This is a genomic window from Pseudoxanthomonas sp., assembly GCF_051953815.1.
Lineage (GTDB): Bacteria > Pseudomonadota > Gammaproteobacteria > Xanthomonadales > Xanthomonadaceae > Pseudoxanthomonas_A.
Window position 1 is genome coordinate 22,904 of the sequence record NZ_JBQCIJ010000046.1, and the last position, 13,938, is coordinate 36,841.

11 protein-coding genes are annotated in these 13,938 nt (G+C 67.7%); 6 read left to right on the forward strand and 5 right to left on the reverse strand.

Going from position 1 to position 13,938, the window contains the following annotated elements:
* Positions 1-276: 276 nt before the first annotated feature.
* Positions 277-1,266, forward strand: a complete 990-nt coding sequence (locus ACTHN1_RS14015; protein WP_440471551.1) for an RluA family pseudouridine synthase — start codon at positions 277-279, stop codon at positions 1,264-1,266.
* Positions 1,267-1,274: 8 nt separating this feature from the next.
* Here ACTHN1_RS14015 and ACTHN1_RS14020 read toward each other — a convergent pair whose 3' ends face one another.
* The 3 genes from ACTHN1_RS14020 to ACTHN1_RS14030 are packed head-to-tail and all read right to left on the reverse strand — an operon-like array spanning position 1,275 to position 2,510.
* Positions 1,275-1,739: a hypothetical protein gene (locus ACTHN1_RS14020; protein WP_440471552.1), complete on the reverse strand. Its 465-nt coding sequence runs from the start codon at positions 1,737-1,739 to the stop codon at positions 1,275-1,277.
* A 7-nt stretch (positions 1,740-1,746) separates the two neighbouring features.
* Positions 1,747-2,160 carry an energy transducer TonB gene (locus ACTHN1_RS14025; RefSeq protein ID WP_440471553.1) on the reverse strand — a complete coding sequence of 138 codons (414 nt, stop codon included), beginning with the start codon at positions 2,158-2,160 and terminating at the stop codon, positions 1,747-1,749.
* Positions 2,160-2,510 carry a 4a-hydroxytetrahydrobiopterin dehydratase gene (locus tag ACTHN1_RS14030; RefSeq protein WP_440471554.1) on the reverse strand — a complete coding sequence of 117 codons (351 nt, stop codon included), beginning with the start codon at positions 2,508-2,510 and terminating at the stop codon, positions 2,160-2,162. Before ACTHN1_RS14030 ends, ACTHN1_RS14025 begins: the two co-directional genes overlap by 1 nt.
* A 91-nt stretch (positions 2,511-2,601) precedes the next feature.
* Between ACTHN1_RS14030 and ACTHN1_RS14035 the strand changes: the two genes are divergently transcribed.
* Together ACTHN1_RS14035 and ACTHN1_RS14040 are read left to right on the forward strand one after the other, a co-directional pair.
* A complete protein-coding gene (locus ACTHN1_RS14035) occupies positions 2,602-3,198 on the forward strand; it encodes an NfuA family Fe-S biogenesis protein (RefSeq protein ID WP_440471555.1) in 597 nt (198 codons plus the stop codon).
* A 15-nt stretch (positions 3,199-3,213) separates the two neighbouring features.
* Positions 3,214-4,860 carry a hypothetical protein gene (locus ACTHN1_RS14040; protein WP_440471556.1) on the forward strand — a complete coding sequence of 549 codons (1,647 nt, stop codon included), beginning with the start codon at positions 3,214-3,216 and terminating at the stop codon, positions 4,858-4,860.
* A gap of 154 nt (positions 4,861-5,014) precedes the next feature.
* On the opposite strand, the gene ACTHN1_RS14045 is transcribed toward ACTHN1_RS14040, so the two are convergent.
* On the reverse strand, positions 5,015-5,470 hold the full coding sequence (locus tag ACTHN1_RS14045) for a c-type cytochrome (protein ID WP_440471557.1): 456 nt from the start codon (positions 5,468-5,470) through the stop codon (positions 5,015-5,017).
* Positions 5,471-5,475: 5 nt separating this feature from the next.
* A complete protein-coding gene (locus ACTHN1_RS14050; RefSeq protein WP_440471746.1) occupies positions 5,476-5,886 on the reverse strand; it encodes a c-type cytochrome in 411 nt (136 codons plus the stop codon).
* Positions 5,887-6,179: 293 nt separating this feature from the next.
* Here ACTHN1_RS14050 and ACTHN1_RS14055 point away from each other — a divergent pair, with 293 nt between their 5' ends.
* The 3 genes from ACTHN1_RS14055 to ACTHN1_RS14065 are packed head-to-tail and all read left to right on the forward strand — an operon-like array spanning position 6,180 to position 13,935.
* On the forward strand, positions 6,180-7,316 hold the full coding sequence (locus ACTHN1_RS14055; protein WP_440471558.1) for an efflux RND transporter periplasmic adaptor subunit: 1,137 nt from the start codon (positions 6,180-6,182) through the stop codon (positions 7,314-7,316).
* Positions 7,313-10,828, forward strand: a complete 3,516-nt coding sequence (locus ACTHN1_RS14060; RefSeq protein ID WP_440471559.1) for an efflux RND transporter permease subunit — start codon at positions 7,313-7,315, stop codon at positions 10,826-10,828. The genes ACTHN1_RS14055 and ACTHN1_RS14060 overlap by 4 nt, the downstream gene beginning before the upstream one ends.
* Complete coding sequence (locus ACTHN1_RS14065; RefSeq protein WP_440471560.1) at positions 10,825-13,935, forward strand: efflux RND transporter permease subunit; 3,111 nt, start codon at positions 10,825-10,827, stop codon at positions 13,933-13,935. The genes ACTHN1_RS14060 and ACTHN1_RS14065 overlap by 4 nt, the downstream gene beginning before the upstream one ends.
* Positions 13,936-13,938 lie beyond the last annotated feature (3 nt).

A 13,938-nucleotide genomic window follows, 5' to 3' on the forward strand; every position in this document is an offset into this window, starting at 1 on the left:
GGAGCGCTTTTTACTATGTGTTACGGGCCGGCGGCAGCTTCCCAACCAGTGGTGGCGCCGCGCGGGACATGTTCAGCAACGGGCGCCGTCACGCGTCCGGCGGTATCCGGGCTCGCCGGCAAGCCGCTAACATGGCCGCCCCTGGGGCGGTGGCCGCGCACCTGCCGGAATCGCGAGGAGCCGGGCTTCTGGCCCACGGCTTGCTTCCAAGCCGACAACTCCCTGCGAAATCAAACCCTTATCTCGCCCGCCGAGTGTAACAGAATAATAGTGACCATGACCGCTCCGCCCCCCGCCTCATCGCCTCCCTCCGGGACCAAAGCCGCCGTCCGCCTGGTCAGGGTCCCGGAAGATCGGAGCGGGCAGCGGCTGGACAATTTCCTGCTGGGCCAGCTGAAAGGGGCTCCGCGGAGCCTGGTCTACAAGCTGGTCCGGAGCGGGCAGGTCCGGGTCAACGGTGGCCGGGCCAAGGCAGAACGGAAGCTGGAAGCGGGGGATGAAGTCCGGATTCCCCCCGTCAGTCTCACGGAAACGGGAGACAAGATGCCGCCGCCGACAGGCTTCCTGCAGCGGATGGAAGCGGCGATCGTGTTCGAGGACGCGCGCCTGCTGGTCATCAACAAGCCTTCCGGCGTGGCCAGCCACGGTGGCAGCGGCATCAGCCATGGCGCCATCGAAACGATGCGGGCGCTGCGCCCCGGGCAGACCCTGGAACTGGTGCATCGGCTGGACCGCGACACCTCCGGTCTGCTCATCATGGCCAAGAAGCGCTCGGCGCTCTCCGAACTGCAGGCGCTGATGCGCGAGAACGACAGCGACGAAGGCCGCGGCATCGAGAAGCGCTACCTGACCCTGCTGGTCGGACGGATGCCCGACGGGGTGATGAGCGTGGACGCGCCCCTGCACGTCGGCCTGCGCCAGGGCGGCGAACGCCATGTCCAGGTCAATCCCGCCGGCAAGGCGTCGCTCAGTCATTTCCGGGTGCTGGAACGCCGCGGCGGCCATTCCTATTGCGAGGTGGTCATCGAGACCGGTCGCACCCATCAGATCCGCGTCCACGCGCAACACCTGGGCCACCCGGTGGCGGGCGACGACAAGTACGGGGAGCCCGCGGTCAACAAGCGTCTGCGCGATCAGGTCGGGCTGAAGCGGCTGTTCCTGCATGCCGCTTCGCTGGAGTTCGCATTGGACGGCGGCAGGACACCTTATCTGCTCAACGCGCCGCTGGCACCGGAACTGGCGGAAGTGCTGGACCGGCTGGGCTGAGCCGTGCCTCAGCGCTGCGGCACGAGGGATTGTTCGGCGATGACCTGCATCTGCGGGCGCTCGCTGCGCACCGTGACCTGCCGGGGCAGGCCACCGGGCAGGGTGAGTTCGATTTCGGCGTAGGAATAGGCGGGGCAGCAACGCGGTTCGAACGGCGTGGCTGCGGTCGAGACCAGCGGCACGACGATCTGCAGGTCGTCACCGGCGCGCCAGGCACGGATGCCCGCCGTGTTCACGCTCTCCCGCTCTCCATGCCGGATGGTCAACGCGACCCGCAGCGTCTGTGGGTCGACGAGCGACATCAGCATGTCTGCGGCGCGGGCGTCTCCGGGAACCGACTCCGCGCTGGCGACACGCGCATCGACCCGGACCGGCTGGTAGATCACCGCCGCCGGCGCTTCCGGCGGAGGAGGCAAGGGAACATCGGCGGGCTGGGCTTGCGCCAGCGACCACGCGAGCAGCAGCTTCAGCAACCCGTCGTCATCCCTGGCGTTGCGAATCCAGTGCGAAACACTGATTCGGGCGTTCCTGCGGCGGAGTGAACGTCACCGGCACCTGGATGGTCTGCGCGACCGGTTGGCCGTTGCGCGTAGCGGCCTTGAAGTGCCAACCGTGCACGGCTTTCTGGGCCGCCTCGTCCAGCGCGGGTTGACCGCTGCTCTTGAACACGCCCACTTCGGTGGGAACGCCTTCGACGCCGACGACGACCTTCAGCGTGGACACACCGCCGACACCGGCGCAGGCCAGTTCGATCGGGTATTGCGGCGGCGGCGTGTCCACCGCGGCCAGTTCGGTCGGTGGCGGCACCTGCGCGGCGGGCGCGCCGGATCCGCCGCAGGCCGCCAGCGTGGCCGTCAGCAGGGCGGAAGTCGCCAACAGGGAAAGGGGTTTCATCACGGTCCTCCGGTTGCCAGCGCTTCGGCCTTGGCCGCGCAGATGAAGTCGTTCTCGCTGAGTCCGCCGACGTCATGGGTCGAATAGCGGACCACCGCGCGGTTGTAATGTACGCCCAAATCGGGATGGTGATCCTCGCGATGGGCGAGGTACGCCAGGGCGTTCACGAACGCCATGGTTTCGTAGTAATTGGCGAACGCGAAGGTCTTGCACAGCGCATGGCCGTCCTCGACCAGTTCCCAGCCGGGCAGCTCCGGCATCAGTTCGGCGATGCGGGCCTGGCCCAGCTTGTGTTCGCCTCCACGCAGGGGCACGCAATGGGCCTGGGCGAGGGGGATCAAGTCGGTCATGGGTCCTCCGGAAAGCCGGTCCGCTGAACGCCGGCACACGTTACGATGGTCCGGACGGGCAAGCCCCGGCCGGAACGCTAGAATACCCCGCATGATCCAGATTTCCGACAGCGCACAGACCCATTTCCGCAAACTGATCGAGCGCGAGGCGCTGCCCGGGCTCGGCGTTCGCTTGAGTGCGGTGCATGCCGGCACTCCGCGCGCGGACGCGCGGCTCGAGTTCGCCGAACCGCGCGATCTGGCCGGCGACGAATGGGCGGTGGATTGCGACGGATTCACCCTGTACGTGGACGCGGCCAGCGTGGCCTGGCTGGATGGCGCCGAGATCGACTACGTCTACCAGGGCGCCAGCACCCAACTCACCATCAAGGCGCCCAAGATCAAGGGCGAGGCGCCGACCGATTCGGCCTCGCTGGTCGAGCGGGTGCGCTGGGTGGTGGAGAACGAGATCAATCCGCAGCTGGCCCAGCACAAGGGCAAGGTGGCGGTGGAAGAGGTCACCGGCGAGGGCGTGGTGTACCTGCGTTTCGGCGGCGGCTGCCACGGCTGCGGCATGGCCGACGTGACCCTGAAGCAGGGCATCGAGAAGACCCTCACCGGACGCGTGCCCGGCGTGACCGCGGTGCGTGATGCCACCGATCACGAGACCGGGGCGGCTCCCTATATTCCCCGCGGCAACGCGGCCTGACGCAGCCCCGCGCCGGTGACGAGAGCCGCCGAACTCATCATCCAGGCGCTGTTGCCGCGCAAGGCGGCCCCGATGCTCGAGCGCCATACGGGCCTGCCGTACGGCTGGGGCCTGTGGCTGCGCGCGTTGCCCGAACGCCTGGGCATGATAAGTCGCGACAAGTCGGAAGCCATCGTGTCGGATCTGGTGGCGCGCCCGCCACGTCCGCCTGGCGCGATCGCGCCGGCGTTGGGCTTCTGGCGCGGACTGCGCTCGCTGTTCTACCAGGATTGGGATCCGCCTCCGCGCGAGGAGCGCGGTATCCGCTGGCTGGCGGGCTTCACCAGTCTGCTGATGCACCTGCTGTTCCTGTTGCTGCTGGTCTGGGTGGCGGTGGTGCGCTTGCCGCCGCAACCGGCCGAGGCTGGCGACAGCAGCCGCGTGCAGGTGGAATTCGTGGGGCGCGGCACACCGGAGGAAACCGGTGGCGGCGCGCCACAGGCCACGTCTTCGCCGGCCGCCGCAGCATCGGGAGGGGAAGCCGCATCGCAGGAGGCCAGCACGGCGCCCACGCCCCGGCGGATGCCCGAGATCGTGCCGCCTTCGCCAACCCTGGCGACCGAGACGCCGCAGGTCCGCGAGCGTGAAGTCAGCGAACCGGCGCCCCAGCCGCCGCAACCGGTGCAGGTGACCGAGACACCGGAGCCGCCTCGCGCCTACGTGCTGCCGGCACCGAACCTGCGTCGCGATCCGGTCACCGCGCCCACCATCACGCCGCGCGAGATGAGCGTGCCGCAGCGCGAGGTCACCGTGGTGGAAACACCCACGGTGCCGCGCGTGGATACCCAGCGTGGCATCGCGGCTCCGCAGTTGACCCGGCCGGTGCCGCAGGTCCAGGAACGTGAAGTCGCGGCGCCCTTGCCGCAGGTACGCACGGCGCAGGTCCCGACCCGGGTGGCGCCGGTCCGCGATCTGCAGCGTCCCGCGCCGGGTGTGCGCGAGCGCGAGATTGCCGCGCGCAGCACCGCCGCCACGACGGGATCCGCGGCGTCCGCGAGCACGCCGGCGCCGAGCGTTTCCCGCGACAGCGGCGCCGGATCGCAGGCGGCGACGCCCGCGTCCACGTCCGGCGTACAGCCGGGCGCGACGCGTTCCGGTCCCGCGCAGGCGGATCGCAGCGGTGGCTGGGCGACGCCGCAACGCGGCGATGATTGGGGGGCGTCGCGGCGCAATGTGGCCGGTGACAGCGGGGCGAATGCGGGGCAGAAGCCGGGACTGTTCAACGCCGACGGCAGCGTGCGCGTGCCCACAGGTGCCGGCGACAGCGGTCCGGCCACCGCTGATCGCGGCGCGCCCGGCGGCGGCAACGATCAATGGACACGCGAGAAGATCGACAGCTCCGGAACCTGGCTGCAACGAGCGCCCTACGACTACGAGCCCACCAGTTTCGACAAGTACTGGGTACCGAACGAGTCCCTGCTCGCCGAATGGGTCCGGCGCAACATCCGCGAGGCGGTGATTCCGATTCCCGGCACCAGCAAGAAGATCCGTTGCGTGGTGTCGGTGCTGCAATTGGGAGGGGGCTGCGGCCTGTTCGACCCCAACCTCAACGAGCAACCGGCTTCGGCGCGCCCGCCGCCGGAGATTCCGACCAAGCGCACGCCCATTCCGACGGATTCCTGAGGGCATCTTTCGCGGTGCGTGGCGGCTCGGGGCCAGGCCAAGGACGGAGCCGCGCTTGATCCCGGTAAAGACTAGCCGGCCTCTGTTCTGGCGGCAAAAAAAGAAACGGAGCCTTGCGGCTCCGTTTCGACGAGGATGCGTGTGGCAGGCGGCTTCAGTGCACGCCGTGCAGATCGCGCAGCTTGGACTCGCGCGAACCGAAGTACGCGGCCAGGTCCGAGATGTCCTGATCGCTCAGGCCGGCGGCCTGGGGCGACATCAGGGCGTGCTGGCGGTCGCCGGCGCGATAGGCCTGCAGGGCATGTGCTATGTAGTCGGCGTACTGGCCACCCAGCTTCGGGTAAGTGCCGTCGATCGGGGCATTGCCTTCGGCGCCATGGCAGTCGATGCAGCTCTGTCCGGTGGCCTTGCCCTTGGCATTGGCCAGCTGTTCGCCGGCGGCGATGCGGCCGGCCGGCAGACCGGCGGAGGAACTGGAGCCGTGTTCGCCACTGGCGTGGCCGGGATCGGCGGCGGCGGTCTCGTTGGTTTCCACCTTGGAACATGCCACCAGGGCGAGGGCAGCGAGCAGGGCGATGGCTAGACGCTGGGCGTGCTTGGCGTTGGGCATGACGGTTACTTGACGGTGGAAAGGAAGGCGGCGATGTCGGCGATGTCCTGATCCGAGAAGCTCTCGGACTGCGCCTGCATGGTCGGGTGCTTGCGGGCGCCCTTCTTGTACTCGGTCAGCGCATTGACTAGGTATTCCGCCGACTGGCCGCCGATGCGCGGCACGTGGTAGTTCGGGTAGGCGTTCTTGTAGCCGGTGATGCCGTGGCAGCCCTGGCAGGTGTAGGTCAGGGTGCGGCCCTTGTCGGCGTTGCCGGTCATCGGCGCGGCCGCCTGAGCGGCGGGAGTGGCCGCCGGAGCCGCCGCCGTGGGAGCGGGCGCGGGCGCCGTTTCACTGGTGGGGGTCTGGGCGGTCAGGGCAGCCATCGGCAGGGCGGCGGCCAAGGCAAGGCAAGCGGCGAGCGGAAGCGGTCGCATCATGTCGTTAATCCGGGACTCTCATTTGCGCGCGCCGCGTCCAACCGCAGCGCTTGGCTGCGCGGAGTATAACGTTAACGTCACGAATGCCGCCATCCGCCGAACGGTCATCCCCGTGTCGTGCTCCCGCCGCAGGCTTCCGGCACGTGATTCATCCGACTTCGACCGCGGCGCATCGCCCCGACAGCCGCCATTACGGACGCTGGTCACCATGACCTTCGGCGCATGAATCGGGCTGAACGGGTGATATACCTTGATACAACACCTAAACAACACCACCACGGTCCACCCACATGTCCCGAGCCCACCCCCAATCCGGCCGCTCCCCCCTGCGTCTGGCCATGCTGCCCCTCCTTTGCGGCGTGCTGGCCCTGTCCGCCTGCAAGGGCGGTGGCCCCGCGCCCGAAGCCCAGGCCAAGAACGGGGAGCAGGCCAAGGCCGCCGATGCGGTGCCGGTGGAGGCGGTGGCGGCCAGCCGCCGCGCGGTGGCCGCCAGCTATACCGGCACCACCACCCTGGAGCCGCGCGCCGAGTCGCAGGTGGTCGCCAAGACCTCCGGCGTGGCGCTGGCGGTGATGGTCGAGGAAGGCCAGCAGGTCAGCGCCGGGCAGGCGCTGGTGCGGCTGGATCCGGATCGCGCGCGCCTGGCGGTGGCCCAGGCCGAGGCGCAGATGCGCAAGCTGGAGAACAACTATCACCGCGCCCGCCAACTGGTCGATCAGCAGATGATCAGCGCCAACGACGTCGACCAGATCAAGTTCGATCTGGAGAACGCGCGCGCGCAGTACAACCTGACCAAGCTGGAGCTCTCCTACACCACGGTGGTGGCGCCGATCTCCGGCATGATTGCTTCGCGCTCGATCAAGACCGGCAACTTCGTCCAGATCAACACGCCGATCTTCCGCATCGTCGACAACTCGCGGCTCGAAGCCACGCTCAACGTGCCCGAGCGTGAGCTGGCGACCCTCAAGGCCGGCCTGCCGGTCCTGCTGCAGGCCGACGCGCTGCCGGGCAAGACCTTCGAAGGCGTGGTCGATCGCGTGGCCAGCGTGGTGGATGCCGGCAGCGGCACCTTCCGGGTGGTCTGCGCGTTCGCCGACAAGACCCTGCAGCCGGGCATGTTCAGCCGCATCCGCATCGATTACGACCAGCGCGCCGACGCGCTGGTGGTGCCGCGCATCGCGCTGCTGGACGACGGCGACCCGGCGGTGTTCGTGGTCCGTGACGGCAAGGCCGCGCGGGTGCCGGTGAAGGTGGGTTACGCCGATGGCGAATGGCTGGAAATCCGCGAAGGGCTGAAGGCGGGTGATCGCGTGGTCACCGCCGGCAAGGTCGCCCTGCGCGACGGCAGCAGCGTGCAGGTGATTGGCGATCCGGTGCCCAAGACGGTCGCGGCGAAGGACCCGCCCAAGGCCGGTAGCAAGCAATGAGCGGCCACCCGGATCCCCACGATTCCCAGCCGCAGGGACGGCTGGGCGGCGGCCTGGTGGAGTTCTCCACCCGCCGCCGGGTGACCATCGCGATGATCACGGTCACCATGCTGCTGTTCGGCGTCATCGCCCTGGGCAGCCTGAAGGTCAACCTGCTGCCGGATCTGAGTTATCCGACCCTGACCGTGCGCACCGAGTACACCGGCGCGGCGCCTTCGGAAATCGAGACCCTGATTTCCGAGCCGGTCGAGGAAGCGCTGGGCGTGGTCAAGAACCTGCGCAAGCTCAAGTCGGTCTCGCGTACCGGCCAGAGCGACGTGGTGCTGGAATTCGCCTGGGGCACGGACATGGACCAGGCCAGCCTGGAAGTCCGCGACAAGATGGAAGTGCTGCAGCTGCCGCTGGAGGCCAAGGCTCCGGTGCTGCTGCGCTTCAATCCGTCGACCGAGCCGATCGTCCGCCTGGCGCTGTCCAACAAGAACGCGCCGGCCAACGACGCCGACGCGGTGCGCCTGCTCACCGAGCTGCGCCGCTATGCCGACGACGATCTGAAAAAGAAACTGGAGCCCGTCGAGGGCGTGGCCGCGGTCAAGGTCGGCGGCGGCCTGGAAGACGAGATCCAGGTCGACATCGATCAGCAGAAGCTGGCGCAGCTCAACCTGCCGATCGACAACGTCATCCAGCGCCTGCAGCAGGAGAACATCAACATCTCCGGCGGCCGCCTGGAAGAAGGCTCGCAGCGTTACCTGGTGCGGACGGTCAACCAGTTCGCCACGGTCAATGAAATCCGCGAGATGCTGATCACCGCGCAGACCAACGGTGGCAACAGCGCGGCGCAGTCGGCGGCCGCGCAGATGGCGGCGATCGCCGCGTCCACCGGTTCGGCGGCGGCGATGGCCGCGGCGGCTTCGGTGCAGAGCGCGTCTTCCGGCGATACCAGCACCATCGCCGGCGGCATGGCGGTGCGCCTGAAGGACGTCGCGGAGGTCCGCCAGGGCTACAAGGAACGCGAGGCGATCATCCGCCTGGCCGGCAAGGAAGCGGTGGAACTGGCGATCTACAAGGAAGGCGACGCCAACACCGTGTCCACGGCCGACGCGGTCAAGAAGAAGCTGGAGGAACTGAAGAGCCAGATTCCGCCGGATGTCGAGCTGACCACCATCGAGGACCAGTCGCTGTTCATCGAGCAAGCCATTGCCGACGTCAAGAAGGATGCGGTCATCGGCGGCATCCTGGCGATCCTGATCATCTTCATGTTCCTGCGCGATGGCTGGAGCACGTTCGTCATCAGCCTGTCGTTGCCGGTGTCGATCATCACCACCTTCTTCTTCATGGGCCAGCTGGGGCTGAGCCTCAACGTGATGTCGCTGGGTGGCCTGGCGCTGGCGACCGGCCTGGTGGTGGACGACTCCATCGTCGTGCTGGAAAGCATCGCCAAGGCACGCGAACGCGGGCTGGGCATCCTGGAGGCCGCGATTGCCGGCACCCGCGAGGTGAGCATGGCGGTGGTGGCCTCGACCCTGACCACCGTGGCGGTGTTCCTGCCGCTGGTGTTCGTGGAAGGCATCGCCGGACAGCTGTTCCGCGATCAGGCGCTGACCGTGGCGATCGCCATCGCGATCTCGCTGGTGGTGGCGATGACCCTGATCCCGATGCTGAGCTCGCTCAAGGGCCGCCCGCCGCTGGCGTTCCCGGAGGAAGCGCCGCATCCGCGCTGGCAGCCCAAGTCAGGCTGGCAGCGGCCGTTCGCCTTCATCGGTCATCTGGTGGGACTGGTCTTCCGCAGCGTGTTCTTCGCCATCGCCTGGTTCGTGGTGAAGGCGTGGCGCGGGCTGGTGGCGGTGATCGGTCCGATCATGCGCACGCTCAGCACGCTGGTGATGAAGCCTTACAACGGCGCCGAGCGGGCGTACCTGCGCCTGTTGCCGGCCTCGCTGGCGCGGCCGTGGCTGGTGCTGGGCTTCGCCGCCGCGGCATTCGGCGTGACCCTGCTGGCGGTGCCGATGCTGGGCGCGGATCTGATACCGCAGCTGGCGCAGGACCGCTTCGAGATGACGGTCAAGCTGCCGCCGGGCACGCCGCTGAAGGAAACCGACGCGCTGGTCCGCGAACTGCAGGAAAAACACGCCAAGGACGCCGGCGTGCAGTCGCTGTACGGTGTCAGTGGCAGCGGCACCCGCCTGGACGCCAGCCCGACCGAGAGCGGCGAGAACATCGGCAAGCTGACGGTGGTGATGGCCGGTGGCGGCAGCGAGAAGATCGAGGCCGAGGAAACCGAGCGCCTGCGCGCGACCATGGCCTCGAAGGCCGGCGTGCAGGTGGACTTCGCGCGTCCCGAGCTGTTCAGTTTCTCCACCCCGCTGGAAGTGGAACTGCGCGGACAGGATCTGGCGTCGATCGAGCAGGCCGGCCGCAAGCTGGCGGCGATGCTGCGCAAGAACCCGCACTACGCCGACGTCAAGTCGACGGTGGAAGAGGGGTTCCCGGAAATCCAGATCCGTTTCGATCAGGATCGCGCCGGCGCGCTGGGCCTGACCACCCGCCAGATCGCCGACGTCGTGGTGAAGAAGGTGCGCGGCGAAGTCGCGACCCGCTACAGCTTCCGCGACCGCAAGATCGACGTGCTGGTGCGCGCGCAGGAAACCGACCGCGCCAGCGTGGAGAGCATCCGCCGCCTGATCGTCAACCCGGGCAGCAGCCGGCCGGTGACCCTGGACGCGGTCGCCGACGTGGTCTCGACCACCGGCCCCAGCGAAATCCACCGCACCGACCAGATCCGCGTGGCCGTCGTGTCGGCCAATCTGCGCGACATCGATCTGGGCGGTGCCGTCGCCGAGGTGCGCGACATGGTGGCTAAGGAGCCGCTGGGTGCGGCCATCGGCATGCACATCGGCGGCCAGGGCGAGGAACTGGCCGAGTCGGTGCGCTCGCTGCTGTTCGCGTTCGCGCTGGCGGTGTTCCTGGTGTACCTGGTGATGGCCTCGCAGTTCGAATCGCTGCTGCATCCGTTCGTCATCCTGTTCACCATCCCGCTGGCCCTGGTCGGCGCGGTGCTGGCGCTGCTGATGACGCGCTCGCCGGTGTCGGTGGTGGTGTTCATCGGCTTGATCCTGCTGGTCGGACTGGTGGTGAAGAACGCGATCATCCTGATCGACAAGGTCAATCAATTGCGCGAGGCCGGCGTGGCCAAGCGCGAGGCATTGATCGAGGGTGCGCGTTCCCGCCTGCGGCCGATCGTGATGACCACGCTGTGCACCCTGTTCGGCTTCCTGCCGCTGGCCGTGGCGCCGCTGTTCGGCAGTCCGGGCGCCGAGGTGCGTTCGCCGATGGCGATCACAGTGATCGGCGGCCTGCTGGTGTCGACGCTGCTGACCCTGCTGGTGATTCCGGTGGTCTACAACCTGCTGGATCGCCGCGCCGATGACTACTACCTGGAGCGCGGCCGCCGCAACCGCGCCTCGGCCGAAGGCATCGACGGTGAAGGTGGCCCGACCGCCGCGGAGCATGCATGAGCGTCGCCGAGTTCAGCATCAAGCGGCCCGTCACGACGGTCATGTTCTTCGTGTCGTTGTTCGTGATCGGCATGATCGCGGCGATCCGGTTGCCGCTGGAAGCATTCCCGGACGTGTCGCCACCGTTCATCATGGTGCAGCTGCCGTATACCGGCTCGACCCCGGAAGAGGTCGAGCGCACGGTGCTGCGACCGGTCGAGGAAACCCTCTCGACCATGACCGGCATCAAGCGGATGGACAGCTCCGCGCGTTCGGACGGAGCCAACATCTTCATCCAGTTCTCGGACTGGAACCGCGACGTGGCCATCGCCGCCTCGGAGGCGCGCGAGCGCATCGACGCCATCCGCGACGACCTGCCGGATGATCTGCAGCGCTACTTCGTCTTCAAGTTCTCGACCACCGACGAACCGGTCCTGCGGGTACGCCTGGCCAGCGCCACCGATCTGACCGGCGCGTACGACATGATCGACCGGGAGTTCAAGCGCCGGCTGGAACGCATTCCCGGCGTGGCCCGGGTCGAGGTCTCCGGCGCGCCGGCCAATGAAGTGGAGATCGCGATCGAGCCGGATCGGCTGACGGCGCACAACCTCAGCCTCAACGAGCTGACCACGCGCCTGCAGGCGGTGAACTTCTCGGTGTCGGCGGGGCAGATCACCGACGGCGGCCGCCGCCTGCGCGTGCAGCCCGTGGGTGAATTGGCCGACCTTGAGCAACTGCGTTCGCTGGTGCTGAACAACAGCGGCCTGCGACTGGGCGACATCGCCGAGGTCCGGCTGAAGCCCGCGCGAATGGACTATGGCCGCCGCCTGGACGGGCGCGCGGCGGTGGGCCTGGACATCTTCAAGGAGCGCAATGCCAACCTGGTGGAAGTCTCCAGCGCGGCGCTGAAGGAAGTGGAAGCCATCCGCGAGAGCCCGGCGTTGAACGACGTGCAGGTGCTGGTGATGGACAACCAGGGCGACAACGTCACCTCCTCGCTGCTCAGCCTGGCCGAGGCCGGCGGCATCGGCCTGGTGCTGTCGATCGCGGTGCTGTTCTTCTTCCTGCGCCACTGGCCGTCGACGCTGATGGTGACCCTGGCGATTCCGATCTGCTTCGTGATGACCCTGGGCTTCATGTACTTCGCCGGCGTCACCCTGAACATCCTCAGCATGATGGGCCTGCTGCTGGCGGTAGGCATGCTCGTGGACAACGCGGTGGTGGTGGTGGAGAGCATCTACCAGGAACGCGAACGGATGCCGGGACAGCCGGTGCTGGCTTCCATCATCGGCACCCGCCATGTCGCCATCGCGCTGTCGGCGGGCACGCTCTGCCACTGCATCGTGTTCGTGCCGACGATGTTCGGCGAGCGCAACATGCTGAGCATCTTCCTGTCCCAGATCGCCATCACCATCTCGGTGTCGCTGCTGGCGTCCTGGCTGGTGGCGGTGAGCCTGATCCCGATGATCTCGGCGCGCCTGAAAACGCCGCCGGCGGTGAGCAAGCCCGATGGCCTGATCCCGCGCATGCAGCGCCGCTATGCCGGCCTGCTGCGCTGGACCCTGGCCCATCGCGGCTGGAGCGTGCTGGGCATTCTGCTGATCATCGCGGCCAGCGTGGTGCCGATGACCCAGATGAAGACCAACATGTTCGGTGGCGAGGACGCCGGCGAAACCCGGATCTTCTATCAGTGGAAAGGCGCCTACACCAAGGAGCAGATGTCGCAGGAAGTCGGCAAGATCGAAGCCTACCTGGAAGCCAACCGCAAGCGCTTCAAGATCACCCAGATCTATTCGTTCTTCAGTGAGCAGGGCTGGGGCGGCACCAACATCAAGCTCGACACCAAGGACATCACCGAGAGCAAGCGGCTGATTGACGCCATCCGCAAGGATCTGCCGAAGTCGGCGCGCGCCAACATCGGTATCGGTGACCAGGGCGGTCCGGGTGGCGGGGGCGGCCAGCAGGCGCAGAGCGTATCGGTGCAACTGGTGGGCGACTCCACCCAGACCCTGACCGAACTTGCCAACGAAGTCGTGCCGATCCTGGCCAAGCGCAAGGAACTGACCGACGTGCGCGTGAACAGCGGTGACCGCAACAGCGAGCTGGCGGTGCGGGTGGATCGCGAGCGCGCGCTGGCATTCGGCTTCAGCGCCCAGGAAGTGGGCCGCTTCGTCGAACTGGCCCTGCGTGGCGCGCCGCTGCGCGAGTTCCGCCGTGGCGAGAACGAGGTACCGGTGTGGGTACGCTTCTCCGGCGCCGAGCACTACGGGTCCGAGGATCTGGAGTCGTTCACGGTGCGGGCGCCGGACGGCCGGACGGTGCCGCTGCTGGCGATGGTCGATGTGGCCGTCAAGCCTTCGGCCAACGAAGTCCAGCGTTCCAACCGGCAGACCACCCTGACCATCCAGGCCAACCTGGCGGACAAGGTGTCGATGCCGGAAGCCCGCAAGGCGATGGAGGACACGCTCAAGCCGCTCGCGTATCCGGCCGGCTACACCTACAGCTTCGACGGCGGCGGTTTCCAGGAGGATCAGGAAGCCATGCAGCAGATGATGTTCAACCTGCTGATCGCCCTGATCATGATCTACGTGGTGATGGCTGCGGTGTTCGAATCGATGCTGTTCCCGTCGGCGATCATGAGCGGCGTGCTGTTCTCGGTGCTGGGCGTGTTCTGGCTGTTCTGGCTGACCGGGACCGAGTTCAACATCATGGCCTTCATCGGCATCCTGGTGCTGATGGGCGTGGTGGTGAACAATGGCATCGTGATGATCGAGCACATCAACAACCTGCGACGGCGTGGCATGTCCCGGACCGACGCGCTGGTGGAAGGCAGCCGCGAGCGGTTGCGTCCAATCATGATGACCATGGGTACCGCGATCCTGGCGATGGTGCCCATCGCCATCAGCAACACGCAGCTGGCCGGTGACGGTCCGCCATATTTCCCGATGGCCCGCGCCATCGCCGGTGGATTGGCGTTCTCCACGGTGGTCAGCCTGCTGTTCCTGCCAACCATCTACGCCCTTCTCGATGACCTGCGCAACGGCACGGTGCGCGCGATCCGGCGTGCACGCGGCAAGGGCGACGCGCCGGCGGCCGCGGCCAGCCTGACCGCCTTGCACACGGAGTAGCGT

Excerpts from the sequence above, each read along its gene's own strand:
- ACTHN1_RS14030 (WP_440471554.1), bottom strand. The coding sequence starts at position 2,510 with ATGACCGACTTGATCCCCCTCGCCCAGGCCCATTGCGTGCCCCTGCGT.
- ACTHN1_RS14065 (WP_440471560.1), top strand. The coding sequence starts at position 10,825 with ATGAGCGTCGCCGAGTTCAGCATCAAGCGGCCCGTCACGACGGTCATG.
- ACTHN1_RS14050 (WP_440471746.1), bottom strand. The coding sequence starts at position 5,886 with ATGCGACCGCTTCCGCTCGCCGCTTGCCTTGCCTTGGCCGCCGCCCTG.
- ACTHN1_RS14035 (WP_440471555.1), top strand. The coding sequence starts at position 2,602 with ATGATCCAGATTTCCGACAGCGCACAGACCCATTTCCGCAAACTGATC.
- ACTHN1_RS14060 (WP_440471559.1), top strand. The coding sequence starts at position 7,313 with ATGAGCGGCCACCCGGATCCCCACGATTCCCAGCCGCAGGGACGGCTG.
- ACTHN1_RS14055 (WP_440471558.1), top strand. The coding sequence starts at position 6,180 with ATGTCCCGAGCCCACCCCCAATCCGGCCGCTCCCCCCTGCGTCTGGCC.
- ACTHN1_RS14025 (WP_440471553.1), bottom strand. The coding sequence starts at position 2,160 with ATGAAACCCCTTTCCCTGTTGGCGACTTCCGCCCTGCTGACGGCCACG.
- ACTHN1_RS14045 (WP_440471557.1), bottom strand. The coding sequence starts at position 5,470 with ATGCCCAACGCCAAGCACGCCCAGCGTCTAGCCATCGCCCTGCTCGCT.
- ACTHN1_RS14015 (WP_440471551.1), top strand. The coding sequence starts at position 277 with ATGACCGCTCCGCCCCCCGCCTCATCGCCTCCCTCCGGGACCAAAGCC.